Origin of the sequence: Pseudoxanthomonas sp. SORGH_AS_0997 (assembly GCF_031453535.1) — a bacterium.
Lineage (GTDB): Bacteria > Pseudomonadota > Gammaproteobacteria > Xanthomonadales > Xanthomonadaceae > Pseudoxanthomonas_A > Pseudoxanthomonas_A winnipegensis.
In genome coordinates, this window is sequence record NZ_JAVIZI010000001.1 from 1,865,246 (window position 1) to 1,889,972 (window position 24,727).

Below are 24,727 nucleotides of genomic sequence, written 5' to 3' on the forward strand. Positions count from 1 at the left end.
GGCAGGCGCTCCATGAAGGGAAGGAACCCCGCAGCAAGCGGGGCTCCTTCGATTTCTTCGCCGAAACGTGGGCGCATGAACCTGCCAAGCCGCGCGGGATGCCAGAACAGCACTTCGCCGCCCGGCCTTGACCCGACCGAGCGCCGCGGCTTCTCCAGCAGGAGCAATCCGCGTGCCGTACCGCATCGATCGCCAGAACAGCAAAGAAAAAGCCCCGCGATGCGGGGCTTTCCAGTCGACACCAATGCCGTCGGCTCAGAACGGAATGTCGTCGTCGGCGAAGTCGTCCATCGGCGCAGGCTGCTGGGAAGGGGCCTGGCGACGCGGCTGCTGCTGGCCGCCGCCGTATCCACCACCACCGCCACCACCAGCGTAGTTGTCGCCGCCGCCGCGCTGACCACCGCCGCCACCGCCGCCGTACTCCTGGCGCGGGGCACGCTGCGGACGGTCGCCGCCACCCATGCCACCGCCGCCCTCGCCGCGGCCGCCGAGCATCTGCATCTCGTTGGCGACGATGTCGGTGGTGTACTTCTCCACGCCGTCCTGGCCGGTGTACTTGTCGTAGCGGATCTCGCCTTCGACGTAGACCTGCGAGCCCTTGCGCAGGTACTCGCCGGCGATCTCGCCGAGCTTGCCGAAGAACACCACGCGGTGCCACTCGGTGCGTTCCTGCTTGTTGCCTTCACGGTCATTGCGCACGCTGGTGGTCGCCAGGCTGATCCGGGTGACGGCCATGCCGCCCTGCGTGTACTTGGTGTCCGGGTCGTTGCCCAGGTTGCCCACCAGGATGACCTTGTTGATGCCGCGTGCCATGAGGATTCGTCCGGTTGCGAAGCGCCCGCCGAATGCGGGCTGCGGACAGTGGATTATAGCCGGCCCGTCCGGTCTACCGGAAAACCCCGCGCCGACGTGTAGGACATCGCCGACCGGAACTCACCCCGGCCCACCTATAATCGCCGTTCTCCTTGGAACTCCCAGGCCGCATGTCCGCCGTTCAGCTCCCCTCCGCCGCCCTGGCGCTGCCGCAGATCCAGTCCCTCGCCGCGGCGGACATGGCCGCCATCGACGCCCTCATCCGCCGTCGCCTGGCCTCGGACGTGGTGCTGATCAACCAGATCGCCGACCACATCATCTCCGCCGGCGGCAAGCGCCTGCGGCCGATGCTGGTCACCCTCGCCGGCCGCGCCTGCGGCGTGGACGCCGGCCCGGAACACCACCAGCTGGCGGCGATCATCGAGTTCATCCACACCTCGACCCTGCTGCACGACGACGTGGTGGACGAATCGGACCTGCGCCGCGGCCGCAGCACCGCCAATGCGCTGTGGGGCAACGCGCCCAGCGTGCTGGTCGGGGACTTTCTGTATTCGCGCAGCTTCCAGCTGATGGTCGAACTGGACCGCATGGCCGTCATGCGCATCCTGGCCGACACCACCAACCGCATCGCCGAGGGCGAAGTGCTGCAACTGCTGCACGTGCACAACCCGGACACCGATGAGGCCGCCTATCTGCGCGTGATCGAGCGCAAGACCGCGGTGCTGTTCGCCGCCGGCACCCAGCTGGGCGCGCTGGCCTCCGGCGCCGACGCCGCCCTGCAGCAGCGCCTGTACGACTACGGCATGCAGCTGGGCTACGCCTTCCAGATCGCCGACGACGTGCTGGACTACACCGCCGACGCAAGCGATCTGGGCAAGAACCTGGGCGACGACCTGGCCGAGGGCAAGGCCACGCTGCCGCTGATCCACGCCATCGCCCATTCCGACGCCAACACCCAGTCGCGCCTGCGCCAGATCGTGGCCGACGGCCAGACCGACGCCATGCCCGAAGTGCTGGCCGCGATCCACGCCACCGGCGGCATCGCCTACAGCCAGCGCCGCGCCACCGAGTACGCCAGCGCCGCCGAAGCCGCGCTGGAAGGCCTGCCGGAGAACGACGCCGTCGCCGCGCTGCGTGGCTTGGCGCGTTACGCGGTCGAGCGCCGCAACTGAGGCTAAAGAAGCGAGGCGTGAGCAAGAGCGGCCGCGTGCCCGCGCTCGATCACGCCTCACGCTTCTTCGCTCAGTTCCGCTTCGAAAACACTTCCTCGAAGAAGTCCTGCGCCATCCGGTAGGCGCGCTTGGCCGCACGCGCGTTGTAGACGCAGCCGGGCGGGCTGTTCGCGCCGGGGATGGCGAAGCAGTGCACCGCGCCGCTGAAATCGACGAACTGCCAGTCCGCGCCGGCCGCGTCCATCTCCTTGCGGAAGTCGGCGATGCTCTGCGCCGACACGCCGCGGTCATCCGCCCCGTTGAGCACCAGCACCGGCGTCTTCGCCGAACCCGGCTTGGCCGGCGTGCTGCCCGGCTCCAGTCCGCCATGGAAGGTGACCACGCCGGCCAGCGCATCGCCGCCGCGCACCAGTTCCAGCACCGTGGTGCCGCCGAAGCAGAAACCGAAGGCGCCGATCCGCGCCACATCCAGCGGCGCGGCGCCGGCCTGCGCCTTGAGCACCTCCACCGCCTTGCGCACACGGGCGCGCAGCGCCGGCCGATCGCCCTTGAGGCCACCCGCCAGCTTGCCCGCCTCCTCGGCGTTCTTCGGCCGCACGCCGGTGCCGTAGACATCGGCCACCAGCACCACATAGTCGTCGCCGGCCACTTCACGGGCCCGATCGACCGCCGCATCGGTCACGCCCATCCAGTCCGGCACCATCACCAGGCCCGGACGCTTGGCCTTGCCAGCGTCGTCGTAGACCAGCACGCCGGAGAACGCCTGATCGCCGACCTTCCACTGCACCGGCTTGGCCACCTCCTTGGCCGCCGCCGGCAGCGCGGCCGCCAGCAGCGTCGTGGCGACCAGCAGCATTGCCGAGAATCTGCCCATGTCCTGCCCCTCCCGTTCGTTTCGGATGCCGGCGAGTGTAGGCCCGCGACCGCATCGGCGATGCAAAGGCGCCCCCGCATGCACAAGCGGGCCCACCAACCGGGCTCCTCGCCGGAACGCGGATAGATGAACCTGCAGACCGCATGAGCTCGGGCGGAGATTACCCTTCCCCGCCAGCCTTGACCCAGCCAGGCGGCTCCTCGGCTCGGTCCGCCATCCCTGGCCGACTCGCCGCCGCAGCCCATGCCTAGCCGGCGCTAGCGGGCCAGACCGGATCAAGGCGCAGCGATCAAAAGATCAGGGCTCCTTTCGGTCCGAAGGCGTTAGGCAAGCGCCCTGCCCCCTCCCTTTCGCCATAGGCGAAGGGGAGGGCCGGGGTGGGGTGCTTTTGCTCTTCGCTTCTGTGGCTCGCCCGAGAAAGCCCCGACCCCTCCCCATCCCTCCCCTTCGCCTATGGCGAAAGGGAGGGGGCCTCAAGTCGATGCTCTCCCGGCACTGACCGCGTTGTGCGCGAGGAGGGTTCGCACGACCCTGCAAATCGAAGCCTCGTGACCTGACGCGCGCGGCAGCGGGCCGGCGGGCGGTGGCCGCGCCCAGCGAGGCAGGAAGCCGAGCGCCCGAATCAGGGCAGGATGCCCTGATTGAGGGCTCAGCGGACGCCGCCCGCCGGACCGCTGCTCCTCCGAAGCCAACACGCCCACCCGCCGCAATCCCGATCTACGACCCAGCAAAAACAAAGGCCGCACTGAAAGCGCGGCCTTTGCCAGAGTCGAAAGCGGCGACAGCACTCAGGGACGGCGCGCCAGCGCCTCCACATCCTTGGCCTTGGGCAGCAGATCCTGCTTGGTGACCTTGAACGGACCGATGCTCAGCAGCGGCACCGCCACGATCACCGAGGACACCACCACGATCACCGCACCGACCATGTGCGTCTCGGCCAGCCCTTCCATCGAACGGCCGCCGTACAGATACAGCGCCAGCGCCGACAGGAAGAACATCACCGCCGTGATCACCGTGCGCGAGAGCGTCTGGTTGATCGAACGGTTGAGCACTTCCAGCGGCTCCACGCGCAGACTGCGGAAGTTCTCGCGCACACGGTCGAAGACCACGATGATGTCGTTGATCGCAAAGCCCATCACCGACAGCAGACCGGCCAGCACCGTCAGATCGAACTCGCGGCCCAGCAGCGACATGTAGGCCACCGTCAGGATCAGGTCGAAGAACGCCGTCAGCGAGGCGACCACCGCGAACTTCCACTCGAAGCGGAACGCGATGTAGATCAGGAAGCCGGCCAGCATGAAGATGGTCGCGTACAGACCGTTCTTGGCCAGGTCCTTGCCGACCTGCGGACCGACGAACTCGCCCGGCTGCACCGTGGCCGGATTGGCGTCGCTGGTGACGACCTTGCGCACCGACTCGGCCACCACCCGACCGGCGTTCTCGTCGTTGTTGTGCTCGCCATGCGGCTGCAGGCGCACCATCACATCGTTGGCGCTGCCCACGTTCTGCACCTGGGCGTTCTCGAAGCCGTTCTGGTCCAGCAGCGTGCGCAGATGGTCGACGTCGACCGGCTTCTCGAAGTGCGCGCGTACCACGGTGCCGCCGGTGAACTCCAGCGCGTAGTTGAAGCCCTTCAGGCCGATGATGGCCAGCGAGGCGATCAGGAGCACCACCATCAGCACCAGCACCGGCTTGCGCGGGCGCATGAAGTCGATCTTGGTGTCGTTGGGAACGATGTGCAGCGGGAAAAGTTTCATGCCACGTTTTTCCTTGAGAAGTCCGCACACGCAGGTGCGGGCTTTTGCGCGGGACGCGCGTACTGGCGCAGGCGCTTGCGAGGGCCTGGCGTCAGATCGCGACCGAGTTGAGCTTCTTGCGGCGACCGTAGATCAGCGTAGCCAGCGCGCGCGAGACGGTGATCGCGGTGAACATCGAGGCGAAGATGCCGATGATCATCGTCAGCGCGAAGCCCTTGAGCGGACCGGTGCCGAAGGCGAACAGCGCGATGCCCACGATCAGGCCGGTCAGGTTGGCGTCCAGGATGGTGCCGCTGGCGCGCTCGTAGCCCTCGGCGATGGCCTTCTTGGCCGGCACGCCCAGGCGCAGCTCCTCGCGGATGCGCTCGTTGATCAGCACGTTGGCGTCCACCGACAGGCCGACCGACAGCGCCAGACCGGCGAAGCCCGGCAGGGTCATGGTCGCGCCGAAGATGGACATCACCGCCACCACGATCAGCAGGTTGAACAGCAGCGCCACCGAGGTGATCGCGCCGAACACGCGGTAGTAGATGGTGAAGAACACCAGGGTGAACAGGAACGAGTACACCACCGCCTTGATGCCGCGCTCGACGTTCTCCGCGCCCAGGCTGGGGCCGATCACGTATTCCTCGACGAAGCTCATCGGCGCGGCCAGGGAACCTGCGCGCAGCAGCTTGGCCAGGTTGTCGGCCTCGTCCTTGGTCAGGCCGGTGGTCTGAAACTTGTTGCTGAAGACGCCATTGATGGTCGAGGGCTGCAGCGCCTCCTCGCTCACGCGCACGCTGCGCACCTCCTTGCTATCGACCATCTTCACTTCCGGGATGCGCTCGATGTAGACCACCGCCATGCGCTTGCCGACGTTGACGCTGGTGAAGTCGAACATGCGCTGGCCGGCGACGCTGTTGAGCGTGATGTCCACGGCCGGCTGGCCGTTCTGGTCGACGTTGGAGACGGCGTTGACCATCTGGTCGCCCGAGGCCAGCACGCGCTTGTTGAGCAGCACCGGGCCGCGGTTGTCGCGTAGCTGGTAGAGCTTGGCTTCCGGCGGCACGTTGCCGGTGCGCATGGCCTCCAGCGCATCGCCTTCGACCACGGCGCGGAACTCGATGGTGGCCGTGGCGCCGATCATGCGCTTGGCCGCGGCGGTGTCCTGCACGCCCGGCAGTTCGACCACGATGCGGTCGCTGCCCTGCTGCTGGATCACCGGCTCGGCCACGCCAAGCTGGTTGACGCGGTTGCGCAGGGTGGCGATGTTCTGCTGGATCGCATCGCCGGAGATGCGGGTCAGCTCGCTCTCGGGCAGGCCGATGACGATGCGCTGGCCCTGTACGTCGTAGGTCAGCGCCGAGGCGCCGACCAACGCGCCGGAGGCGCTGGCGTTGGCCGGGGCCAGCACCTTCATCAGCGCATCGCGCGCGGCGGTGGCGCTCTGCCCCTCGGCCACGTTGACCACGATGGTGTTGTTGGCGCCGCGCAGCACCGAGTCGACGCGGATCTTGGCGTCGCGCAACGCGACGCGGGCGTCTTCGGCGTAGGCCTCCACGCGCTTGTCCAGCGCGGCCTTCTGGTCCACCTGCAGGGTGAAGTGCACACCGCCCTGCAGGTCCAGGCCGCGCACCATCGGCTTGGCGCCCAGCCTGGACAGCCAGGCCGGCACGGTCGAGGCCAGGTTCAGCGCCGGGGTGTAGTTCTCGCCCAGCGATTCGCGCAGCGCGTCGTTGGCCTTGGCCTGCGCGTCGGGCGTGGACAGGCGCACCAGCAGGTCGCCGTCGCGCTTCTCGATCTGCTTGGGCGTGATGCCCGCAGCCTTGAGCGTCTCATCGACCTTGGCGCGCAGCGCATCGTCGATGGCCGCGCCGCGACTGGCGGTGATCTGCACCGAAGGGTCCTGGGGATAGATGTTGGGCAGCGCATAGATCGCGCTCACCACCAGCACTACCAGGATCAGGACGTATTTCCAGCGGGGAAACTCGAGCATTGCTTGGCACCCGCGCCGAGCAGGCGCGCATTTGGTTGATCGAACCTGTGGCCACCGGCCCCGGATCTCGGGGCCGCCGGCACGGCGTTGAACAGCAAGACGGACCGCGCCAGGCGGTCCGTCGGGTAAAGCGGGTGGTTCAGACGGCGGACTTCAGGGTGCCCTTGGGCAGCACGTTGCCGACCGCGCCCTTCTGCACCCGCACCTTGACCCCGTCGGCGACTTCGACGGTGACGAAGTTGTCGCCGATCTCGGCCACGGTGCCTGCGATGCCGCCGGAGGTGATCACCTCATCGCCGCGCGAGAGCTTGTCCAGCAGGGCCTTGTGCTCCTTCTGGCGCTTCATCTGCGGGCGGATCATCACGAAGTACATCACCGCGATCAGGACGATCGGGAACACCAGCATCGACAGGCCACCGCCCTGCGGGGCGGGCGCGCCGGCGGCCTGGGCGTGGGCGGCGGGGATCAGGAAATCGAGCAGATTCATGTCAACAAGGTCCATGGTTGGGCCGAAAGCAGCCGGGAATTATGCCATGTGGCCGCCAGCGCGTGGCCGCAAGGCCCGCGTGCGTGCGATTCACCCCAATTCCCCGCATCGTGCCCTGATCGGACAGCGCCGGCGGGCAAAAGTTTCCCCGGCGTGCGCGGTGACAATCCGGTCACCCCGGCACGGCCATCCCGCGTTCCGCATAGAACGCGGCGCGGAAGGCCTGGAACCGCCCCTGCTCGATGGCCTGGCGCATCTGCGCCATGAGCCACTGGTAGTACCACAGGTTGTGCAAGGTACCGAGCATTGGCCCGAGCATCTCGTTGCAGCGGTCCAGGTGGCGCAGGTAGCTGCGGGTGAAGCCGTTGCGGCAGGCGTAGCAGCCGCAGCCCGGCTCGATCACGTCCAGGTCGTGCTCGTACTTGCTGTTGCGGATGCGCACGGTGCCGAAGCGGGTGAAGTAGTGCCCGTTGCGCGCGTTGCGGGTCGGCATGACGCAGTCGAACATGTCCACGCCGCGCGCCACGCCCTCGACCAGGTCCTCGGGCCGGCCCACGCCCATCAGATAGCGTGGCTTGTCGCCCGGCAGCTGCGGGTGCAGATGGTCGAGCATGGCGTTGCGCTCGTCTTCGGTCTCGCCCACCGCCAGGCCACCGATGGCATAGCCGTCGAAACCGATGTCCTGCAGCCCCTGGGCCGACTGCGAGCGCAGATCGCCGTGCACGCCGCCCTGGACGATGCCGAACAGCGCCGCGTCGTTGCCCAGCCCATCGTGCGCCTCGCGCGAGCGCCGCGCCCAGCGCAGGGACAGCTCCATCGACTTGTGCACCACCCGCTTGTCGACCGGCTTGCCGTCCACGTTCACCGGCGGGCACTCGTCGAAGATCATCACGATGTCCGAGTCGAGCACGCGCTGGATCTTCATGCTCTCCTCCGGGCCCAGGAACACCTTGGCGCCGTCGGTCGGCGAGGCGAAGGTCACCCCCGCCTCGGTGATCTTGCGCCGGTGCGCCAGCGAGAACACCTGGAAGCCGCCCGAGTCGGTCAAGATCGGCCTGTCCCAGCGCGCGAAGCCATGCAGCCCGCCGTGCTGGCCGATGACCTCCAGGCCCGGGCGCAGGTACAGGTGGAAGGTGTTGCCCAGGATGATCTCGGCGCCCAGGTCCTTGATGTGCTCGGGGAACACGCCCTTGACCGAGCCATAGGTGCCCACCGGCATGAACGCCGGGGTCTGCACCGTGCCGCGCGGGAAGCTCAGCTGGCCGCGCCGGGCATTGCCGTCGGTGGCCTTGAGCCTGAAGTCCATGCGGCTCATGCCGACGCCTCCTGCGCCTGCGGGAACAGCAGCATCGCATCGCCGTAGGAGAAGAACCGGTAGCCCTGCGCCACCGCATGCCGGTAGGCGTGCATGATGCGCGCCTTGCCGGCGAAGGCCGAGACCAGCATCAGCAGCGTGCTCTCGGGCAGATGGAAGTTGGTGATCAGCGCATCGACGCTGGTGATGCGATAGCCGGGGAAGATGAAGATGCGCGTCTCGCCGGCGAAGGGCTGCAGCTGGCCCTCGCGGGTGGCGCTTTCCAGCGCGCGCACGACCGTGGTGCCGACCGCGATCACCCGGCCGCCGGCGGCGCGGGTGCGGCGGATCTGCTGCACCAGCTCGGCGCCGACGTTGAGCCATTCGCTGTGCATGCGGTGCTCGCGCACGTCGTCCACGCGCATGGCCTGGAAGGTACCGGCGCCCACATGCAGGGTGATGTGGCCGAACTGCACGCCCTGGGCCTTCAGCCGTTCCAGCAGCGCTTCGTCGAAATGCAGGCCCGCGGTCGGCGCGGCGACCGCGCCCAGCTCGCGCGCGAACACGGTCTGGTAGCGCTCGTCGTCGTCCTGGCCCGGCTCGCGGGTGATGTACGGCGGCAGCGGCATACGCCCGGCCTTGAGCAACCAGCTGTCCAGCGCATCGCCGACCTCGAAGCGCAGTTCATAGAACTCGCCCTCGCGGCCCAGCACCTCGCAGTGGCCGCCGGCGTCCAGCGCGATGCGGCCGCCCGGCTTGGGCGATTTGCTGGCGCCGATCTGCGCATGGGCGCGGTTGTCGGGCAGCAGACGCTCGATCAGGATCTCGACCCGTCCGCCGGTGTCCTTCTGGCCGAACAGCCGCGCCGGGATGACGCGGGTGTCGTTGAACACCAGCAGGTCGCCGGCGCGCAGCTGCTCCGGCAGGTCGCGCACGTGCAGGTCGGCCAGCGGCGCATCGCCTGGCGGGACGATCAGCAGACGGCTGGCGGAACGCTCGGGCAGCGGCGCCTGGGCGATCAGCTCGGGCGGCAGGTCATAGTGGAAATCGGACTTCTTCAACGCGGGCAGTCGGTGTCGGGTCAGCCGCGTATTCTAGCGGGCCGGCGCGGCCGACCCCGCCGTGGCGCAGGGCCGCCCCTGCGAAGGGGGCGCCCGCGCCGGCGCGCTCAACCCATCACCGGGCCCTGGACCACCGGATTGGCGCGCTCCTGCGCCTGCTGGCGCGCGTGCGACTGGGCGAGCTGGTCGGTGGCGAGCTGCCATTGCGCGGTGCTGGCCTCGACCGGGCGCTGCACGGCGCTGGCCACCTCCACCTGCGCCCGCTGCCGCGCCTCGGCCGGGCCGTTGGAGGCCTCCACGGCGAAGGCACGGCTGCCGTCCGGGCTCAGGCCCACCCGATCGATCGAGGACAGATGCGGGCTGGCGGCGGTCAGCGCCGCGGCCAGGCGCTCGCTGCTGCCATCGGGCGCGCGACCCATGCCCTGATCGATCCGCGCGACCCCGGCGTAGGCCTGCTGGTAGCGGCCGTTGGCCGGGTGGCCCGGGTCGCGCATGTCGGGCGCCGGATCGGGCCTGCCGAGGTCGAGCGAGGCGCCGCGACGATCGTGCTGCTCGGCCCGCTTGGCGGGCTCACCCGCAGGCAACGGATCGCGCGTCAGGTGCCACGCATCCTCGACCAGACCCTTGCCGCTGCGCGTCAACAGCGTCGCGGCAAGACGCTCGCCGCTGATATCCGCCCGGAACTTGTCGATCATCGGGTCGTACTGCTGCGCGAGCTGCCGCGCCTTGGGATCGGCGAGGATCGACGTGTCGGGACGATGTTGGCCGTTCCACGGCAGGAAATTGTCCATGTCGTGCGAACCACCGCTCATGGCGGCGACCGCACTGAAGATATCGTTGCGCAGGTCGAACACGCTTCTGTTGTTCTCGTAGCCGTACTTCTGCAGCGTGTCGATCTCGCGCTGATTGGTGTACACCTTGACCTGGCCGTAGTGCGGCGAGGCGGAGCTGACCAGGTCGGCCGCCATCACGTGATTGACCATCGCGTTGCCGCCTTCCGGAATGCGATAGTGCTCGCCGGTGGCGGGGTTGCGCATATTCAGGCTCGCGGCGCCGAAGGCATTGAAGGTTTCGCCCTTCAAGCCGAAGTAATGCCCGGTGACCTCGGCCAGCGTGCCGCCCAGCGAGTGGCCAGTGACCGTCACCTCGGGCGGCGCGACGCCTTTGGTCGCGCCATAGTCCTTCGCCAGCTCGATCGCCTGACGCGTTAGGGCAATCGCATCATCGGCCTGCCGGTTGTCGCGCCCAACCACCATGCCGCCATCGGTCTTGACCAGGTCCTTGAGTCTCTCTCGCTCGAACTCGGTGCCGCGATGGGCGACCACGATCTCACCGGTATCCATGCGCTGATAGACGGCGCCTTGATAGCCGGAAGGCTTGTCCGAGTAGGCCAGGACCTTGTACTCAAGGCCCCCGATCTCGGTGACCTTACCCACCAGGGATTGCAGATCAACAGCCGCGCCGTGCTTGTCGCGACCATAGCTGTGGTCGGCCAGATAAGCGTATTGCTGGGTTCCTATCGTCATGGCACACCATCCTTGTGCGGAACAAATGTCACGGTGAAAAGATCATCGTCGCGGATCGAAGCACCGAACCTCGCCCGATCCGACTCGCCCGTATCCAGCGGCTCATCCAACGCCGACGACGCCAGTCTCGGATAAGAGATCTTGTTGAAGTAGACCGTTTCCTGTTCGGCGGGGATCAGCTTCTGATCCTGGATGCTGGGGATGAAAAGCGTCTCGCCCTGCGCGCCGGTCGCCTTCATATGCACCCGGAACTGGATCAGCTTCCAGTGGCACACCCCGCGCCCGGTGTAGTCCTCGTCGAGCATCTGGTCGGCGTAAACGGTGGCGACGTACTCGGTGTCGGAGACCTTCTGCAGCGGGATCTCCACATCGTCGGTAGGCACCGGTGCGCTGCGACCGCCGGGATTGTCCTTCGGCGGACTCAGGCACTCCTTGTTGACCACGTCGTACTGCGCCAAGGCCTTCATCCAGCCGAACGGGCCAGGCGCGTCCTTGAGCGTCATGGTGATGCGATAGGCGTCCTTGGGCGAGGGATTGCGCGCACCGGTAGGCGTGCCAGCTTCGGCAGCCGGGGAATTCACAGCGGTCATATCGGTCCTTGAATCTGAAGGAGAACAGGCCGCCAGGGCGAACAGCAGCGCGGGCGCGGCAAACAAGCGGGGCTGGGTGCGCGTCATGGGGTCCTTCCACGGGGGAGTCGGCAAGCCTTGCCGGAATGGTCCCCAGCGCAGGCGAGCCTGTCAAATCGGGATGCAGTGCAAGAAACGGCGGGGCGATCGAACGCAATCCGGTCGAGTCGCCTCGCTGCGGGTGGCGCAACGAAACGAAAATCGCGCCGCAAGCGCCCGCAATCCGGCCCCTCAGCGCTCGAACTTGGTCGACAGCACGATCGAGGAGGTGGTGCGCTCGACGCCCTCGATCGCGCCGATACGGTCGGTGAGCTCGTCCATCTCGCCCACCGTGGGCGCCATGCCGATGGCGATCAGATCGTGTGGGCCGCTGACCGAATGCAGCGCCCGCACCTGGGCCATCGCGCGCAGGGCATTGGTCACGGCGACCATCTGCTTGGGCCGCACGGTGATCAGGATGTGGGCGCGGATATGGCCATGTTCCACATCGTCGCGCAGGCGCACGGTATAGCCGGCGATCACGCCCTGGCGCTCGAGCCGTTCCAGCCGGCTCTGCGCGGTGGTGCGCGACACGCCCAGGCGGCGCGCCAGCTCGGCCACCGGCGCGCGCGCGTCCTCGCGCAACAGGGCCAGCAGGGCCTGATCAGGGACGGATACCGTCATTGTGCACAGCTCCCTTCGTCGATACGACGAAAAAACCGGTGGATTCGCCAGGATCATACCTGTCGAATCGACGGTCGTTGCTTCAATAATGCAGACATCCCCGTGTTTCCCTGGCGCCTCGCCCTGCTGCGCTGCGCCACGCCCGCCCGTTCGCCCCAGGAGACCTGCCGATGTCCGTGACCGCTCCCCTCGCCCCGCTGCGCGCCCGTGCCGGCACCCGCCTGACCGAAGGCCTGGACGAGGCCACCCTGGCGCGACTGGCCTCCGGCCATCCGGACCTGGGCCGCGCCATCGCCGCGGCCGCCGCGCAGTTCGCCGCGCTGGAGGACAGCTTCGATGCGCTGCTGGACCTGGACGAGGCCGAACAGGTCGCGCGGGTGCAGGAGGGTTACGTCAACTTCTACGCCGACGATGCGGTCAACCCCTATGTCGCCCTGGCCGCCTGCGGGCCGTGGGTGGTCACGCTGAAGGGCGCGGTGCTCTACGACGCCGGCGGCTACGGCATGATCGGCTTCGGCCACACGCCCGATGCGGTGCTGGCGGCCATGGCCCAGCCGCAGGCGATGGCCAACATCATGACGCCCAGCCTGTCGCAGCTGCGCTTCGATGCGGCCCTTCGTGCCGAGATCGGCCACACCCGCGCCGACGGCTGCCCGTATGCGAAGTTCCTGTGCCTGAACTCGGGCTCCGAATCGGTCGGCCTGGCCGCGCGCATCGCCGACATCAACGCCAAGCTGCTGACCGACCCGGGCGCGCGCCATGCCGGCGCCACGCTCAAGCGGGTGGTGGTCAAGGGCAGCTTCCATGGCCGCACCGACCGGCCCGGGCTGTATTCGGATTCCAGCCGCAAGACCTATACCCAGCACCTGGCCAGCTACCGCGGCGAGGACTCGGTGATCGCCGTGCCGCCCTACGACGAGGCGGCGCTGCGCAAGGTGTTCGCCGACGCGCAGGCCAACGGCTGGTTCATCGAGGCGGTGTTCCTGGAGCCGGTGATGGGCGAAGGCGACCCGGGCCGCGCGCTGCCGCCGGCCTTCTACGCCGCCGCGCGCGAGCTGACCCGGGCCCACGGCAGCCTGCTGCTGGTCGACTCGATCCAGGCCGGCCTGCGCGCGCATGGCGTGCTGTCGGTGGTGGACTACCCGGGCTTCGAGGGCCTGGAGGCGCCGGACATGGAGACCTATTCCAAGGCGCTCAACGCCGCCCAGTACCCGCTGTCGGTGCTGGCGGTGACCGAGCACGCCGCCCGGCTGTATCGCAAGGGCGTGTACGGCAACACCATGACCAGCAATCCGCGCGCCCTGGAGACCGCCTGCGCCACGCTGGCCCTGCTCACCCCGCAGGTGCGCGAGAACATCCGCACCCGCGGCGCGCAGGCCGTGGCCAAGCTGGAACAGCTCAAGGCCGAGCTGGGCGGGTTGATCACCAATGTGCAGGGCACCGGCCTGCTGTTCTCGTGCGAGCTGGCGCCGCAGTTCAAGTGCTATGGCGCCGGGTCGATCGAGGAGTCGCTGCGCATGCGCGGGCTCAACGTGATCCACGGCGGCGCCAACTCGCTGCGCTTCACCCCGCACTTCCTCATCGACGCCGACGAGTTGGACCTGCTGGTGTCGATGGTTGGCCAGGCCCTGCGCGAAGGATCGCGTCAGCAGCAGGCGCAGGCGGCCTGATCCGCCAGGCTCCAGGCAGCATGAAGGCCCGCGCGAGCGGGCCTTCTTGTTTGGCACTTCGCCGGATGGATCGGGACTTCTTTCGACTTTGACCCGAAGCCCCAGACCTGACGCTGCCCCTCCAAAGAAAGCCGATACGACAGGAAGCTAGGACTTGCAGCCCGGCAGCGCCAGCGCCTTGGCGATGTCGCGCCAGTCGAACGCGGCCACCGCCTGGTCGTCGTGCAGCGCATAGAACGCGCCCTGCGGGAAGCGCGCATCGCCGCGCGCGTCCATCCACACTCCGTCGGTATTGGCCGTGACCTGCCCGGCGAAAGCGCCCAGATGCCGCAGCGTCCTGCGATCGAACACATGGAACAGGCTGCGGTCCTTGAACTGGTCGGTGCCGATCCAGTAGCCGCTGCCGTCCGCGCAGGCCAGCAGCGCGATGCCTTCGGCCTGCGCCTTGTACAGACCCGCGCCGATATCGCGGCCGGTGTAGGTGCCATCGGAGAGCCGGTATTCGCGCAGGCGCGTGCCGGTGGGCACGTCCTCCTCGGCCAGCAGCAGGCGGTCGTTGTCCGCGTCGCCATAGACCGACTCGGCGATGCGGATCGCGCCTTCCTGCGCGGTGTCGCCGAAGGTCTGGCGCAGGGTCGCCTTCCACTGCCCGCCTTCGCGGCTGAGCTGATAGCGACGGAAGCGCTGGCCCAGCTGCGCCAGCGGCGGCACGGTGTCCTCGTCGGCGCCCAGCATGTAGTTGTCGCTGACGATGACCTCGATGCCTTCGTCCTTGGGGTGCGCCCACAGGCCGTAGGGTTTCTTGAGCTCCTCGCTGCCGAACACCGCCACGGACTTGAAGTCCGGCAGCGAGAACGCCTGCACACGGTGGTTGTCGCGCTCGACCACCAGCGCCAGATCGCCCACCACCGACACCCCGTTGGGCCGGTCCAGCTGGCCCGGCGCGGCGCCCTTGCCGGCGACGGTGCGCAGACGCTTGCCAGTGTCGCCGTCGAACACCACCAGCTCGCCGGTCTTCTTGGCGGTGGTGATGACCCAGCGCGCCCCATCCGGGGCGGCCCACACCGCCGGCGAATCCAGATTGTCCTGCGGCGTGGCGGCGGTGACGAAGGCCTCGGCCACCACCTGGTGCGGCACCTTGGCCGTGGCCAGCAGCGGATCGCCGGTGCCGGCCTCGTCGGGTTCGCGGTCGCTGGTCGCGGATGTGGCTGGCGGTGCGGACGCCGCGGGCGCTGCGACCGGCGCTCGATCGCAGGCCGACAGCAGCGCGCACGCCAGCGCCAGCGCGGCCGCGCCTCGCGGGAGATGCACGGCGGCCATCACAGCTTCACCTTCAGGCCGACCGCGAAGCTGCGGCCGTATTCCTCGAACTGCTGGGTATGGGCGCGATCGCCCTGGTAGCGCTCCAGCGGCTTGTCCAGCAGATTGGAGGCATCGAAGAACAGCTGCACGCTGTCGCTCAGCTGCACGTCCAGGCCGAAGTCCAGCTGCGTATTGGGCGCCACGTAGATGTCGTACGGCGCCGAGGCACCGAGCTCGTCCAGGTACGCGCTGCGGTACACCGCCGACACGCGCGCGGACACGCCGTACTTCTCATAGCCCAGGTAGCCGCTGTACACGTGCCGGGATGCGCGCGGCAGCATGAAGTCCTCGCCCTGGCGCGTGGCCACGCCGGGATCGAAGTCGGTGTCCAGCCAGGTGCCGCTGGCGCCGACCAGCAGGCCGTTCCAGCCCTCGGGCAGGAAGTCGAGCTGCTGCTGGTAGTTGAACTCGGCGCCCAGCACCTTGGCGTCATCGCCATTGATGGCGCGGGTGACGTCGAAGCCGGCATAGGCCGGGTCGTTGTTGCTGACCGTGTCGACGATGTAGCCGTCGATCCACTTGCGGAACAGGCCCATCGAGACGATGCCGCTCTGCCCCAGATACTTCTCGAAGGACAGGTCCAGATTGGTCGATTCGTAAGGGTCGAGGTCGGGATTGCCCAGCTCGACCCGCCCGTCGTCGCGGTCGATGGTCGCGTGCGGCGCGATCTGGCCGAACCCGGGCCGCGAGACGGTCTTGTTCAACGCCGCGCGCAGCGTCCAGCCATCCCCGCCGTCCCAGCGTAGGTGCAGCCCCGGCAGCACGTTGGTGTAGCTGCGGTGGGCCTTCAGCGGCGTGGCGCTGAAGGTCCCATCGTCCTGGATCTCGATGCTGTTGCCGGTGGCGGTGAAGCTGGTGTTCTCCACGCGCACGCCGGCGATCGCGCGCAGCGCGCCGATGTCCCAGGTGCCCATGGCGTAGGCGGCCAGGATGTCTTCCTTGGAGGTGTAGTCCTCGGCCAGCGCGGCGACCGCGTTGCTGGCCACGTCGCCGGCGGCGGCGCTGTAGCGCGCGCCGTTCTGCGCCCAGTAGGCGCGCATGGCCGAGGAGCTCAGCGCCTGGCCCAGGCTGTTGTGGCGATGCTCCGGCGCGGCGACCGTCCAGGTGGTCGGGTCGATGGCCGGGCCCTTGGACAGCTCGGGCTCGTTCTTGTCCACGTCGCGGTCGCGGAAGCGGCCGAGCAGGCCCAGCTTGTAGCTGGCGTGGTCGCCGTCGAAGCGCGCGTTGATCTTGGCGCTGACTTCCTTGTCGTCCGTGCTGCCCGGCGAGAGCACCCACTTGTTGAAGGCGTAGTTGGCGTTGTCGGCCCAGCGCTCGCTGGAGAAGTCGATGTCCGGCAGGCGGTCGGTCTGGTCGATGCTGGCCGTCAGCCCCTTCTTGGCGGCCTTGGTGATCTTGAAGCGGGCTTCCTGCTCGTCGGGCACGCGCTCCTCGGTCCTGGTGTAGCCCACCTGGTAGTCCAGCACCGCGCCGCTCAGCCGGTTCTCGCCGCCGAAGCTGGCGGCGGCGGTGTTCTCCTTCTTGGTGCGGAAGCGCACGCGCTTGCTCAGGTCGTCCACCGGGGCCAGGTAGGTGCCATCGCCCCGGGCCACCACGGTGTCCGGGTCGAAGTCGATGACGGTGTTCTGCCGGGTCTCGGCGTCCTGGTAGTCGCTGTAGAGCGTGCGCAGGTAGTAGCGGTTGTCCGCGTCCGGGCGCCAGTCCAGGTTGAGGTTGGCGCCCCAGCGCTTGCGCTCGATGAAGTACTTGCGCCGCTGCTGCTGGACCATGAACAGTTCTCCGCTGTCCAGCGCGTCGTACTCGCCCTCGGTGTTGTCCGACTCGAACTTGCGGTCCTGGTAGTTCAGGCCCAGCGCCACGCCGAAGGTGTCATCGGCGAAGCGCTCGCTGTAGTTGAAGGCGGCCCGCGGGCTGGTGTGCCCGCTGAGCTGCTGGTGGTCGGCCTCGATCCTGCCGCGCAGGCTGCGGCCGTCGCGGTCGAAGGCCGAGGCCGATTCGACCTCGATCGCCCCGCCGATCGAATCGCCCGGCATGTCCGGCGTCGGCGACTTGACCACCTTCAGGCGTTCGGTCGAGTCGGACGGGATCAGGTCCAGCGGCGTGGCGCGGTTGTCGCTTTCGGTCGTGCCGATGGCGATGCCGTCGATGGTGACGCTGTTGAGCGCCGCGTCCAGGCCGCGCACGACCACGTAGCGACCCTCGCCCTGGTCGCGCGTCACGCTGACGCCGGGCAGGCGCGAGACCGACTCGGCCACGTTCTGGTCGGGATAGTCGCCCACGTCGTCCGCGGCGACCGCGTCGAGGATGGCGTTGCTGTCGCGCTTGAGGTCGATCGCGCGGACCTGCGCCTCCAGCTGCGGGCGCACCACCAGCCGGTCCAGGGTGGTGGCATCGGCCGCAGGCGCGGCCGCGGCCGGTGCGTCGGCGGCGGGACCGGCCAGCACGGGCGGGGCCGCCAGCGCGGTCAGCGTGAGCGAAATGGCGCAGGCAAGGCGATGGCGCGTCAGCACGGTGTGTCGTTCCCCAACGAACAAAGATGGGGCGGCACGGTATTGCGACGAGATTTCCGCACCGTGACACACGCGGCAAAGTGACGGAGCGGTCACCTTCCAGCACCCAGCGCCTGGGGGCCCCGACGCGCCCGCGACTGGGCCGGCACGCGGGCGATGCGGCACACTGGTCCGCCCGCCTTCGCTCACTGCCAGACATGAAAACCGTCGAAGTCCGTCACCCCCTGGTCCGCCACAAGATCGGCCTGCTGCGCGATGCGTCCTTGAGCACCAAGGGGTTCCGCGAGCTGGTCACCGAACTGGGCACGCTGCTGGCCTACGAGGCCACCGCCGACCTGCACACCGAGACCGAGACCATGCAGGGCTGGGCCGGCCCGGTGGAGGTGCAGAAGATCGCCGGCGCCAAGATCACCCTGGTGCCGATCCTGCGCGCGGGGCTGGGCATGCTGCCCGGCGTGCTGGCGCTGATCCCGGCCGCGCGCGTGAGCGTGGTCGGCCTGCAGCGCGACGAGGAGACCCTGCAGCCGGTGCCCTACTTCGAACGCCTCACCGGCCGCCTGGAGGAGCGCGATGCGCTGATCCTGGACCCGATGCTGGCCACCGGCGGCACGCTGATCGCCACCATCGACATGCTCAAGCGCGCCGGCGCGCGCCGCATCAAGGGCATCTTCCTGGTGGCCGCGCCCGAGGGCCTCAAGGCCCTGGAGGCCGCGCACCCGGACGTGGAGGTCTACACCGCCGCCATCGACGACCATCTCAACGAGAAGGGCTACATCCTGCCCGGCCTGGGCGACGCCGGCGACCGCATCTTCGGCACGCGGGTAGGCTGACCAGGAAGGCTGGAACGGTCTGTGGGAGTCACTGTCCCTCTCGATCAGGCCGCGGCCGCGTTGTAGAGCGGAGCTTGCTCCGCTGCTCTTCGTTCGGTTCGTGGGGAAAGCCCCAGCGGAGCAAGCTCCGCTCTACAGTCCGCTGCTCTTCGTTCGGTTCCTGGGGAAAGCCACAGCGGAGCAAGCTCCGCTCTACAGTCCGCTGCTCTTCGTTCGGTTCCTGGGGAAAGCCCCAGCGGAGCAAGCTCCGCTCTACAGTCCGCTGCTCTTCGTTCGGTTCGTGGGGAAAGCCCCGGCGGAGCAAGCTCCGCTCTACAGGTGGGGGCTGAATGCCGCTCAGCCAGGCGGCGCCATGTCGCAGCGCTGCCACACATCGGCACCGGGGCCGGGCGTAGGATCCGCCCGCGTCACCCATCTTCCTTTCGGAGAGCTACGCCATGACCCGTTCGATCCTGCTGGCCTGCGCGCTGCTGGCCGGCGCCGTGAGCGCCAACGCCCTTGCCGCGCAGTCCAGTTCCCAGACCCGCATGGCCGAGTGCTCGGCCCAGAACAAGGGCAAGAAGGGCGAGGAGTACAAGGCGGCGCAGAAGGCCTGCCTGAGCGCCAAGCCGGCCGCTGCCACCACGCCGCAGGAGCGCATGAAGTCCTGCAACGCCGACGCCTCGGCCAAGAAGCTCGCCGGCGACGCGCGCAAGACGTTCATGTCCAGCTGTCTCAAGAAGAGCTGAGCGCTCGCGCCCAAGCGGCGCGGACACCGCAGGCGCATCGTCCCGGCAATCGCAGGGACGATGCGAACTCAGTGTGGGAGCAACTGTCTCCTCAAATCTCGCAGCGGCCTGCCTGTAGAGCGGAGCTTGTGGCAATCCCCTCTTGGGGACTCCGCTGCTCTGCGTTCGGTTCGTGGGGAAGGCCCCAGCCCCGCCTGTAGAGCGGAGCTTGTGGCAATCCCCTCTTCGGGACTCCGCTGCTCTGCGTTCGGTTCGTGGGGAAGGCCCCAGCGGAGCGAGCTCCGCTCTACAGGTGGGGGCCAAACAACTCCCATCCATGTAGCTGGGGCTCCCACCGGGAGCGCCCGCTGGCGGCTCAGGCCGCCAGCGGCCTGGCGTGGAGCTCGGCCACCTCGTGCGTCGTGCCGAAGCGGCCCTGCGGGTCGCGGGTGACCTGGGCCAGGGCGCAGTCGGTGTCGTGGGTGAAGAACAGCCGCACCCCGCGCGCCAGCGCATCGTCCAGGAAGGCGCGCTTCTCGTCGATCAGCAGCTCGGCATTGCGGTCGTAGCCCATGGTGATCGGCACGTGCACCCAGAAGCGCCCCGGGATCAGGTCGGCGCAGAACGCCACCCCGCCGTGCGCCTGCCCTTGCGCGTCGCGCTGCGGGCCGACGATCTCCGACAGCATCAGCCCCGGCGTGTGGCCGTCGCTGAAGGTGAAGCGCACCGCCTCGCCAAGCGCCCGCGCATGCGGGCCCTCCACCAGCTCCAGCCGGCCGCTGGCCTCCAGCAGCCCGGGCAGCTCGGGGATGAAGCTGGCCCGGTCGCGCGGATGCGGCGCCCGCGCCCGCTGCCAGTGCGCCGCGCCGACCACGAAGGTCGCTTTGGGAAACAGCAGCGCCGGCGCCTGGCCTTCCTGCCACGGCGCCAGCAGGCCGCCGGCATGGTCGAAGTGCAGGTGGCTCAGCACCACCACGTCGATGTCCTCGTGCGAGAAGCCGGCGCGCGCCAGGGAGTCGAGCAGCACATGCTCCGGCTCGACCACGCCGTAGCGCTCGCGCAGTTTCGGTTCGAAGAACGCGCCGATGCCGGTCTCGAACAGCACCGTCCTGCCGTCGAGGTCCTCGACCAGCAGCGCGCGGCAGGCCAGGGCGATGCGATTGCCCGCATCGGGCTCCACCCAGCGCGCCCACAGCGCGCGCGGCGCGTTGCCGAACATCGCCCCGCCATCGAGCTTCTGCGAATTGCCCAGGATCGACCAGAGTTTCATGCCTGCCTCCTCCCGAAGACTGTGTTGCACGGCGCCTCGCGCGCCGGAAGCGAAGAAGGCGACGCACCAGCGTCGCCTTCCTCATCGCACGACGTTGGCGATCTTCAGGGCGTCGTCGTGGTCAGGATCTCCGCGGCGCCGACCGGATTGCGCGGGTCGCTGCCGCCGCTGAGGGTGTTGGTCTTGCGATCCCATTCCACCGTCTGCAGGTTGCCCCAGACGTGGCTGGAGCCGCGACCGCCGGCAGCCTCGTCGCCGGGCTGTTCGACCTTGTGGCCCATCGCCTCCAGCGCCTTGATCGTCTCCGGCGAGAAGGTGCCGGTCTCGGCGTCGATGACGTCCGGCAACCACTGGTGGTGGTAGCGCGGCAGCGCGGCGACCTGCTGCGCGCTCAGCCCATCGTCGTAGCCCAGGATGCCCAGCAGCACCATGGTGATGATGCGGCTGCCGCCCGGCGTGCCGAGCACGATGGTCTTGTCGGCGTTCTCCATGAAGGTGGGCGTCATCGAGCTTAAGGGGCGCTTGCCCGGCTTGGGCGCGTTGGCCTCGTAGCCCATCACGCCGAAGGCGTTGGGCGTGCCGGGCTTGAGCGCGAAGTCGTCCATCTCGTCGTTGAGCAGCACGCCGGTGCCCTTGGGGATCAGGCCCGAGCCGTACAGCAGGTTGACCGTCTGGGTCGCGCCAACACGGTTGCCCTGGGCGTCGATGATCGAGAAGTGCGTGGTCTCGTCGTCTTCCAGCGGCGTCGGGTTGCCCGAGAGCAGATCGCTCGGCGTGGCCTTGTCCGGGTTGATGGTCGAACGCAGCCCCAGCGCGTAGTCCTTGCTCAGGAGGACCTTCTGCGGAATGGTGGTGAAGTCCGGATCGCCCAGGAAGAAGGTGCGGTCGCGGTAGGCGCGGCGCATGGCCTCGACTACCAGGTGGGCGCGGTGGGCCGGGTCCATCGCCTTGAGGTCGTAGCCCTCGACGATCTGCAGCATCTCGGCCAGCGCGATGCCGCCGGAGGACGGCGGCGGCACGGTGGTGATCTTCCAGCCCTTGTAGTCGAACTGGATCGGCGCGCGCGTCTTGACCTGGTAGCCGGCCAGTTCCTGCGCCGTCCACTGGCCGCCGGCGGCCTTGACCCCGGCCAGCAGCTTCTTGGCCGTCTCGCCCTTGTAGAAGCCGTCGCGGCCCTTCTCGGCCAGCAGGGTCAGGGTGTGGGCCAGTTCGGGCTGCTTGAAGATCTCACCGGTCTGGATCGGCTTGCCGCCGCGCAGATAGACCTCACGCGTGCCGGGGTACTTCTCCATCTCCTTGGCGCGCTGGGCATAGCCGCGGGCCATGCGGTCATAGACCGGGAAGCCCTCGGTGGCGATGCGGATGGCCGGCGCCAGCGACTGCTTGAGCGGCAGCTTGCCGTGCTTCTCGGCCAGTTCCACCAGCGCCGCCGGCAGGCCGGGGATGCCGGCCGACCAGGGGCCGTTGATCGACTTGGACTGGTCGAGCTTGCCGTCCTTGTCCAGGTACTTGTCCGGCGAGGCCGACTCGGGCGCGGTCTCGCGCGCATCGATCATCGTGTCCTGGCCGGTGGCTGCATCGTGCAGCAGGAAGAAGCCGCCGCCGCCCAGCCCTGAGCTGATCGGCTCGACCACGCCCAGCGTGGAGGACACCGCCACCGCCGCGTCGAAGGCATTGCCGCCCTCGCGGATAATCTCGAGACCGGCCTCGGTGGCCAGCTTGTGGCCCGAGGCGATCGCCGCGCCGGGAGGATGGGTGGCCTGCTGCGCGCTGGCAGCGACCGGCAAGAGGACCGTCAGGGCGACGGCGAACAGGCTCGAACGTTTCACGCGCTCTCCAAAGGGTTGAGGAATCGGATCATTCACCCTGCAGGCGCTGGAGCTTGGCCAGCAGGTCCTCCCGGCTTTCAGGATACGCCGGGTCGGGATCGATGCACTCCACCGGGCACACGACCACGCACTGCGGCTCGTCGAAATGGCCCACGCATTCGGTGCAGCGCGCCGGGTCGATGACATAGATCTCCTCGCCCATCGCGATGGCCTGATTGGGACAGGCCGGCTCGCAGACGTCGCAGTTGACGCACAGGGAGTTGATCTTCAGCGACATGGAAGGCGATGGGGCGCGGCGGGCACGCAGCGAAGGGGAACCCGCATTATCGCCCAGGTCCGCCCCCAGGCCGCGCCGCGGACCGCAGTGCACCGTCCCGCAGACGACACGCTGGTGCTCCGCCCCTCCCCTTGCGCAGCAGGGGGAGGCTTGGAGGGGGTTGGCTCAGGTCGCGGCCCGCTCCAACGCAAGCACGCAGAACAACCGCAAAGGCAACGCCGGAGCCGCGCTTCGGCGCCGACGACGGCACCCCTGCCCCACCAAAAAGCAAAAGAGGAGGCATTGCCTCCTCCGCTACCGAAAAACGCGGCCGTGCCAGGCACGGCCGCGTCGTCGGATCACTTGGCTTCGACGAACACGTAGTCCGCGCCGGACGGCGCCACCGCCGCCTTGACGCGGTCGTTGTCGGCCGCGGCGCCGACGAACAGCACGCGCGCGCCCTTGAACGAGCCGGCCGCGGCCTTGCCGAAGGAGGCCACGATCAGGTCGGCCATCTTGGCGCTGACCGGCGAACCGAAGGCCACCATGTTGCCGGAGGTCACGCCGCGCTGCGCGGCATTGCTGACCTGCTCGGCCAGGCGGTCGTACTTGCCCTGAAAGTCCGGGTCGGTCTCGGCCGGCAGGTAGTACATGATCGGCGGGTTGGAGATGTTGCCCATGTTGCGCGGCACGACGTCCTGCAGGTACTTCTTCCACGCGGCATCGTCGCTGGTGGTCGGCGCGGTCATCGCGGCGGCCTCGGCCGGCTGCGCGGGCGCGTCTTCCTTCTTGCACGCGGCCAGGGTCAGGCTCATGCCCAGGCAGGCGGCCAGGAGCAGGCGGTTGGTGGACTTCATGGTGCAGCCTCCGGTTGGATCGTTCGGTTCAAGGGGCGGGGGAAAGCGAAGCGCGGCGCACGTCCTGCAGCGCCTTGGCGACCGAGGCCGGCACGAAGCCGGACACGTCGCCGCCCAGGCGCGCCACTTCGCGCACCAGGGTCGAGGAAATGAAGCCGTATTGCTCGGCCGGGGTCATGAACAGCGTTTCCACGTCGGGAATCAGATGCCGGTTCATGCTGGCCATCTGGAATTCGTACTCGAAGTCGGACACCGCGCGCAGCCCGCGCAGCAGCACCCGGCCGCCGACCTGGGCGACGAAATCGGCCAGCAGGCTGTCGAAGCCGATCACCTCCACGTGCCGGTGATGGGCCGTGGCGGCGCGCGCCAGGTCCACGCGCTGCTCCAGCGGCAGCGCCGGCCCTTTCTTCTGGCTGGCGGCCACGCCGATGACCAGGCGCTCGAACAGCGGCGCGGCGCGGTCGATCAGGTCCAGGTGACCGTTGGTGATCGGATCGAAGGTGCCCGGATAGACCGCCGTCCGGATGGGCGACACGCTCATGCTGCAAAACCCGTGGAAATTCGCGGGCCGAGTGTAGCAGCGCTCCTTTCAGCCCGGCGCACGCGCCAGCGCATAGCGCACCTGGCGGGTCTGGCCCTCGCGATGCAGGACGAAGCCGGGCGGCAGCGCCGGCGCCTGCTCGAGCGGCGCCTCCAGGTACAGCCAGGCGCCGGGCGCGAGCAGCCGCGGCAGGCGTTCCAGCACGCGCGCATGCAGCCCGTCGGCGAACGGCGGGTCGAGGAAGGCGATCTGGAAGCCCCCATCCGGCTGCCCCTCCAGCCAGGCCAGCGCGTCGCCCTGCACCACCTGGGCGATATCGTCGGCTTGCAGTCTTGTCACCGTCTGCGCCAGCTGGCGCGCCGCGGCCAGGTCGCGTTCGACCAGCACCGCGCCGGCCGCCCCGCGCGAGAGCGCCTCCAGCCCCAGCGCGCCGGTGCCGGCGAACAGGTCCAGCACCCGCGCCCCGGCCAGCTGGCCGGTCAGCCAGTTGAACAGGGTCTCGCGCACCCGGTCGCTGCTGGGCCGCAGGCCGGCCACGTCCGGCACGGCCAGGCGCGTGTTGCGCCAGCGCCCACCGACGATGCGCACCTGGCCGGCGCCGGCGTTGCGGGACGAGGGAGGGGGCGGTCGGGACATGGCGC

21 protein-coding genes and 1 pseudogene are annotated in these 24,727 nt (G+C 68.8%); 4 read left to right on the top strand and 18 right to left on the bottom strand.

Features of this window, described 5'->3' with window-relative positions:
- Window positions 1-255: 255 nt before the first annotated feature.
- Entirely contained in the window at window positions 256-813 is a 558-nt protein-coding gene (locus tag QE438_RS08330) for a single-stranded DNA-binding protein (RefSeq protein WP_307183962.1), read from the bottom strand.
- A gap of 170 nt (window positions 814-983) precedes the next feature.
- On the opposite strand from QE438_RS08330, the gene QE438_RS08335 reads away from it, so the two are divergent.
- Window positions 984-1,985, top strand: coding sequence for a polyprenyl synthetase family protein (locus QE438_RS08335; RefSeq protein ID WP_306991175.1), 1,002 nt, complete (start codon window positions 984-986; stop codon window positions 1,983-1,985).
- 70 nt (window positions 1,986-2,055) lie between these two features.
- Here QE438_RS08335 and QE438_RS08340 read toward each other — a convergent pair whose 3' ends face one another.
- The 9 genes from QE438_RS08340 to QE438_RS08380 form a co-directional block, all read right to left on the bottom strand.
- Complete coding sequence (locus QE438_RS08340) at window positions 2,056-2,841, bottom strand: dienelactone hydrolase family protein (protein ID WP_306996074.1); 786 nt, start codon at window positions 2,839-2,841, stop codon at window positions 2,056-2,058.
- 806 nt (window positions 2,842-3,647) lie between these two features.
- Entirely contained in the window at window positions 3,648-4,616 is a 969-nt protein-coding gene (gene secF, locus QE438_RS08345) for a protein translocase subunit SecF (protein ID WP_130531797.1), read from the bottom strand.
- A gap of 91 nt (window positions 4,617-4,707) precedes the next feature.
- Window positions 4,708-6,594 carry a protein translocase subunit SecD gene (gene secD / locus QE438_RS08350; RefSeq protein WP_306991173.1) on the bottom strand — a complete coding sequence of 629 codons (1,887 nt, stop codon included), beginning with the start codon at window positions 6,592-6,594 and terminating at the stop codon, window positions 4,708-4,710.
- A 139-nt stretch (window positions 6,595-6,733) separates the two neighbouring features.
- Window positions 6,734-7,081 (bottom strand): preprotein translocase subunit YajC, encoded by a 348-nt coding sequence (gene yajC, locus QE438_RS08355; protein ID WP_130521110.1) that lies wholly within the window; start codon window positions 7,079-7,081, stop codon window positions 6,734-6,736.
- Between the two features lie 172 nt (window positions 7,082-7,253).
- Window positions 7,254-8,396 carry a tRNA guanosine(34) transglycosylase Tgt gene (tgt, locus tag QE438_RS08360; RefSeq protein WP_306991170.1) on the bottom strand — a complete coding sequence of 381 codons (1,143 nt, stop codon included), beginning with the start codon at window positions 8,394-8,396 and terminating at the stop codon, window positions 7,254-7,256.
- On the bottom strand, window positions 8,393-9,436 hold the full coding sequence (gene queA / locus QE438_RS08365; RefSeq protein ID WP_306991168.1) for a tRNA preQ1(34) S-adenosylmethionine ribosyltransferase-isomerase QueA: 1,044 nt from the start codon (window positions 9,434-9,436) through the stop codon (window positions 8,393-8,395). Before queA ends, tgt begins: the two co-directional genes overlap by 4 nt.
- Window positions 9,437-9,543: 107 nt before the next feature.
- Window positions 9,544-10,962, bottom strand: coding sequence for an XVIPCD domain-containing protein (locus QE438_RS08370; RefSeq protein WP_306991166.1), 1,419 nt, complete (start codon window positions 10,960-10,962; stop codon window positions 9,544-9,546).
- A complete protein-coding gene (locus QE438_RS08375) occupies window positions 10,959-11,639 on the bottom strand; it encodes a hypothetical protein (protein WP_306991164.1) in 681 nt (226 codons plus the stop codon). The genes QE438_RS08370 and QE438_RS08375 overlap by 4 nt, the downstream gene beginning before the upstream one ends.
- Window positions 11,640-11,822: 183 nt before the next feature.
- Entirely contained in the window at window positions 11,823-12,254 is a 432-nt protein-coding gene (locus tag QE438_RS08380) for an Lrp/AsnC family transcriptional regulator (protein ID WP_306991162.1), read from the bottom strand.
- A gap of 170 nt (window positions 12,255-12,424) precedes the next feature.
- Here QE438_RS08380 and QE438_RS08385 point away from each other — a divergent pair, with 170 nt between their 5' ends.
- Window positions 12,425-13,924, top strand: coding sequence for an aminotransferase class III-fold pyridoxal phosphate-dependent enzyme (locus QE438_RS08385; protein ID WP_307183960.1), 1,500 nt, complete (start codon window positions 12,425-12,427; stop codon window positions 13,922-13,924).
- Between the two features lie 147 nt (window positions 13,925-14,071).
- Here QE438_RS08385 and QE438_RS08390 read toward each other — a convergent pair whose 3' ends face one another.
- Together QE438_RS08390 and QE438_RS08395 are read right to left on the bottom strand one after the other, a co-directional pair.
- A complete protein-coding gene (locus QE438_RS08390; RefSeq protein ID WP_307183959.1) occupies window positions 14,072-15,247 on the bottom strand; it encodes a phytase in 1,176 nt (391 codons plus the stop codon).
- Window positions 15,244-17,727 (bottom strand): TonB-dependent receptor, encoded by a 2,484-nt coding sequence (locus QE438_RS08395; protein WP_306996072.1) that lies wholly within the window; start codon window positions 17,725-17,727, stop codon window positions 15,244-15,246. The genes QE438_RS08390 and QE438_RS08395 overlap by 4 nt, the downstream gene beginning before the upstream one ends.
- A 266-nt stretch (window positions 17,728-17,993) precedes the next feature.
- On the opposite strand from QE438_RS08395, the gene upp reads away from it, so the two are divergent.
- On the top strand, window positions 17,994-18,626 hold the full coding sequence (upp, locus tag QE438_RS08400) for a uracil phosphoribosyltransferase (protein WP_130521125.1): 633 nt from the start codon (window positions 17,994-17,996) through the stop codon (window positions 18,624-18,626).
- Window positions 18,627-19,063: 437 nt separating this feature from the next.
- Complete coding sequence (locus QE438_RS08405) at window positions 19,064-19,354, top strand: PsiF family protein (protein WP_130524785.1); 291 nt, start codon at window positions 19,064-19,066, stop codon at window positions 19,352-19,354.
- A 355-nt stretch (window positions 19,355-19,709) separates the two neighbouring features.
- Here QE438_RS08405 and QE438_RS08410 read toward each other — a convergent pair whose 3' ends face one another.
- The 6 genes and pseudogenes from QE438_RS08410 to rsmD form a co-directional block, all read right to left on the bottom strand.
- Complete coding sequence (locus tag QE438_RS08410) at window positions 19,710-20,603, bottom strand: MBL fold metallo-hydrolase (protein WP_306991158.1); 894 nt, start codon at window positions 20,601-20,603, stop codon at window positions 19,710-19,712.
- Between the two features lie 104 nt (window positions 20,604-20,707).
- Window positions 20,708-22,357: pseudogene (gene ggt / locus QE438_RS08415) on the bottom strand (gamma-glutamyltransferase); the annotation flags it as partial.
- Between the two features lie 103 nt (window positions 22,358-22,460).
- Window positions 22,461-22,709, bottom strand: a complete 249-nt coding sequence (locus tag QE438_RS08420; RefSeq protein ID WP_130521133.1) for a YfhL family 4Fe-4S dicluster ferredoxin — start codon at window positions 22,707-22,709, stop codon at window positions 22,461-22,463.
- A 338-nt stretch (window positions 22,710-23,047) separates the two neighbouring features.
- Window positions 23,048-23,545 carry a hypothetical protein gene (locus tag QE438_RS08425; RefSeq protein WP_130521157.1) on the bottom strand — a complete coding sequence of 166 codons (498 nt, stop codon included), beginning with the start codon at window positions 23,543-23,545 and terminating at the stop codon, window positions 23,048-23,050.
- 28 nt (window positions 23,546-23,573) lie between these two features.
- A complete protein-coding gene (gene coaD / locus QE438_RS08430) occupies window positions 23,574-24,086 on the bottom strand; it encodes a pantetheine-phosphate adenylyltransferase (RefSeq protein WP_130535592.1) in 513 nt (170 codons plus the stop codon).
- Between the two features lie 48 nt (window positions 24,087-24,134).
- Window positions 24,135-24,722: a 16S rRNA (guanine(966)-N(2))-methyltransferase RsmD gene (rsmD, locus tag QE438_RS08435; protein WP_306991152.1), complete on the bottom strand. Its 588-nt coding sequence runs from the start codon at window positions 24,720-24,722 to the stop codon at window positions 24,135-24,137.
- Window positions 24,723-24,727: the final 5 nt, after the last annotated feature.

Coding starts and splice junctions, on each gene's coding strand:
- QE438_RS08340 (WP_306996074.1), bottom strand. CDS start 2,841: ATGCTGCTGGTCGCCACGACGCTGCTGGCGGCCGCGCTGCCGGCGGCG.
- QE438_RS08370 (WP_306991166.1), bottom strand. CDS start 10,962: ATGACGATAGGAACCCAGCAATACGCTTATCTGGCCGACCACAGCTAT.
- yajC (WP_130521110.1), bottom strand. CDS start 7,081: ATGAATCTGCTCGATTTCCTGATCCCCGCCGCCCACGCCCAGGCCGCC.
- coaD (WP_130535592.1), bottom strand. CDS start 24,086: ATGAGCGTGTCGCCCATCCGGACGGCGGTCTATCCGGGCACCTTCGAT.
- secD (WP_306991173.1), bottom strand. CDS start 6,594: ATGCTCGAGTTTCCCCGCTGGAAATACGTCCTGATCCTGGTAGTGCTG.
- QE438_RS08425 (WP_130521157.1), bottom strand. CDS start 23,545: ATGAAGTCCACCAACCGCCTGCTCCTGGCCGCCTGCCTGGGCATGAGC.
- QE438_RS08410 (WP_306991158.1), bottom strand. CDS start 20,603: ATGAAACTCTGGTCGATCCTGGGCAATTCGCAGAAGCTCGATGGCGGG.
- QE438_RS08380 (WP_306991162.1), bottom strand. CDS start 12,254: ATGACGGTATCCGTCCCTGATCAGGCCCTGCTGGCCCTGTTGCGCGAG.
- QE438_RS08420 (WP_130521133.1), bottom strand. CDS start 22,709: ATGTCGCTGAAGATCAACTCCCTGTGCGTCAACTGCGACGTCTGCGAG.
- QE438_RS08375 (WP_306991164.1), bottom strand. CDS start 11,639: ATGACGCGCACCCAGCCCCGCTTGTTTGCCGCGCCCGCGCTGCTGTTC.
- QE438_RS08330 (WP_307183962.1), bottom strand. CDS start 813: ATGGCACGCGGCATCAACAAGGTCATCCTGGTGGGCAACCTGGGCAAC.
- rsmD (WP_306991152.1), bottom strand. CDS start 24,722: ATGTCCCGACCGCCCCCTCCCTCGTCCCGCAACGCCGGCGCCGGCCAG.
- tgt (WP_306991170.1), bottom strand. CDS start 8,396: ATGAGCCGCATGGACTTCAGGCTCAAGGCCACCGACGGCAATGCCCGG.
- upp (WP_130521125.1), top strand. CDS start 17,994: ATGAAAACCGTCGAAGTCCGTCACCCCCTGGTCCGCCACAAGATCGGC.
- QE438_RS08385 (WP_307183960.1), top strand. CDS start 12,425: ATGTCCGTGACCGCTCCCCTCGCCCCGCTGCGCGCCCGTGCCGGCACC.
- QE438_RS08335 (WP_306991175.1), top strand. CDS start 984: ATGTCCGCCGTTCAGCTCCCCTCCGCCGCCCTGGCGCTGCCGCAGATC.
- QE438_RS08405 (WP_130524785.1), top strand. CDS start 19,064: ATGACCCGTTCGATCCTGCTGGCCTGCGCGCTGCTGGCCGGCGCCGTG.
- secF (WP_130531797.1), bottom strand. CDS start 4,616: ATGAAACTTTTCCCGCTGCACATCGTTCCCAACGACACCAAGATCGAC.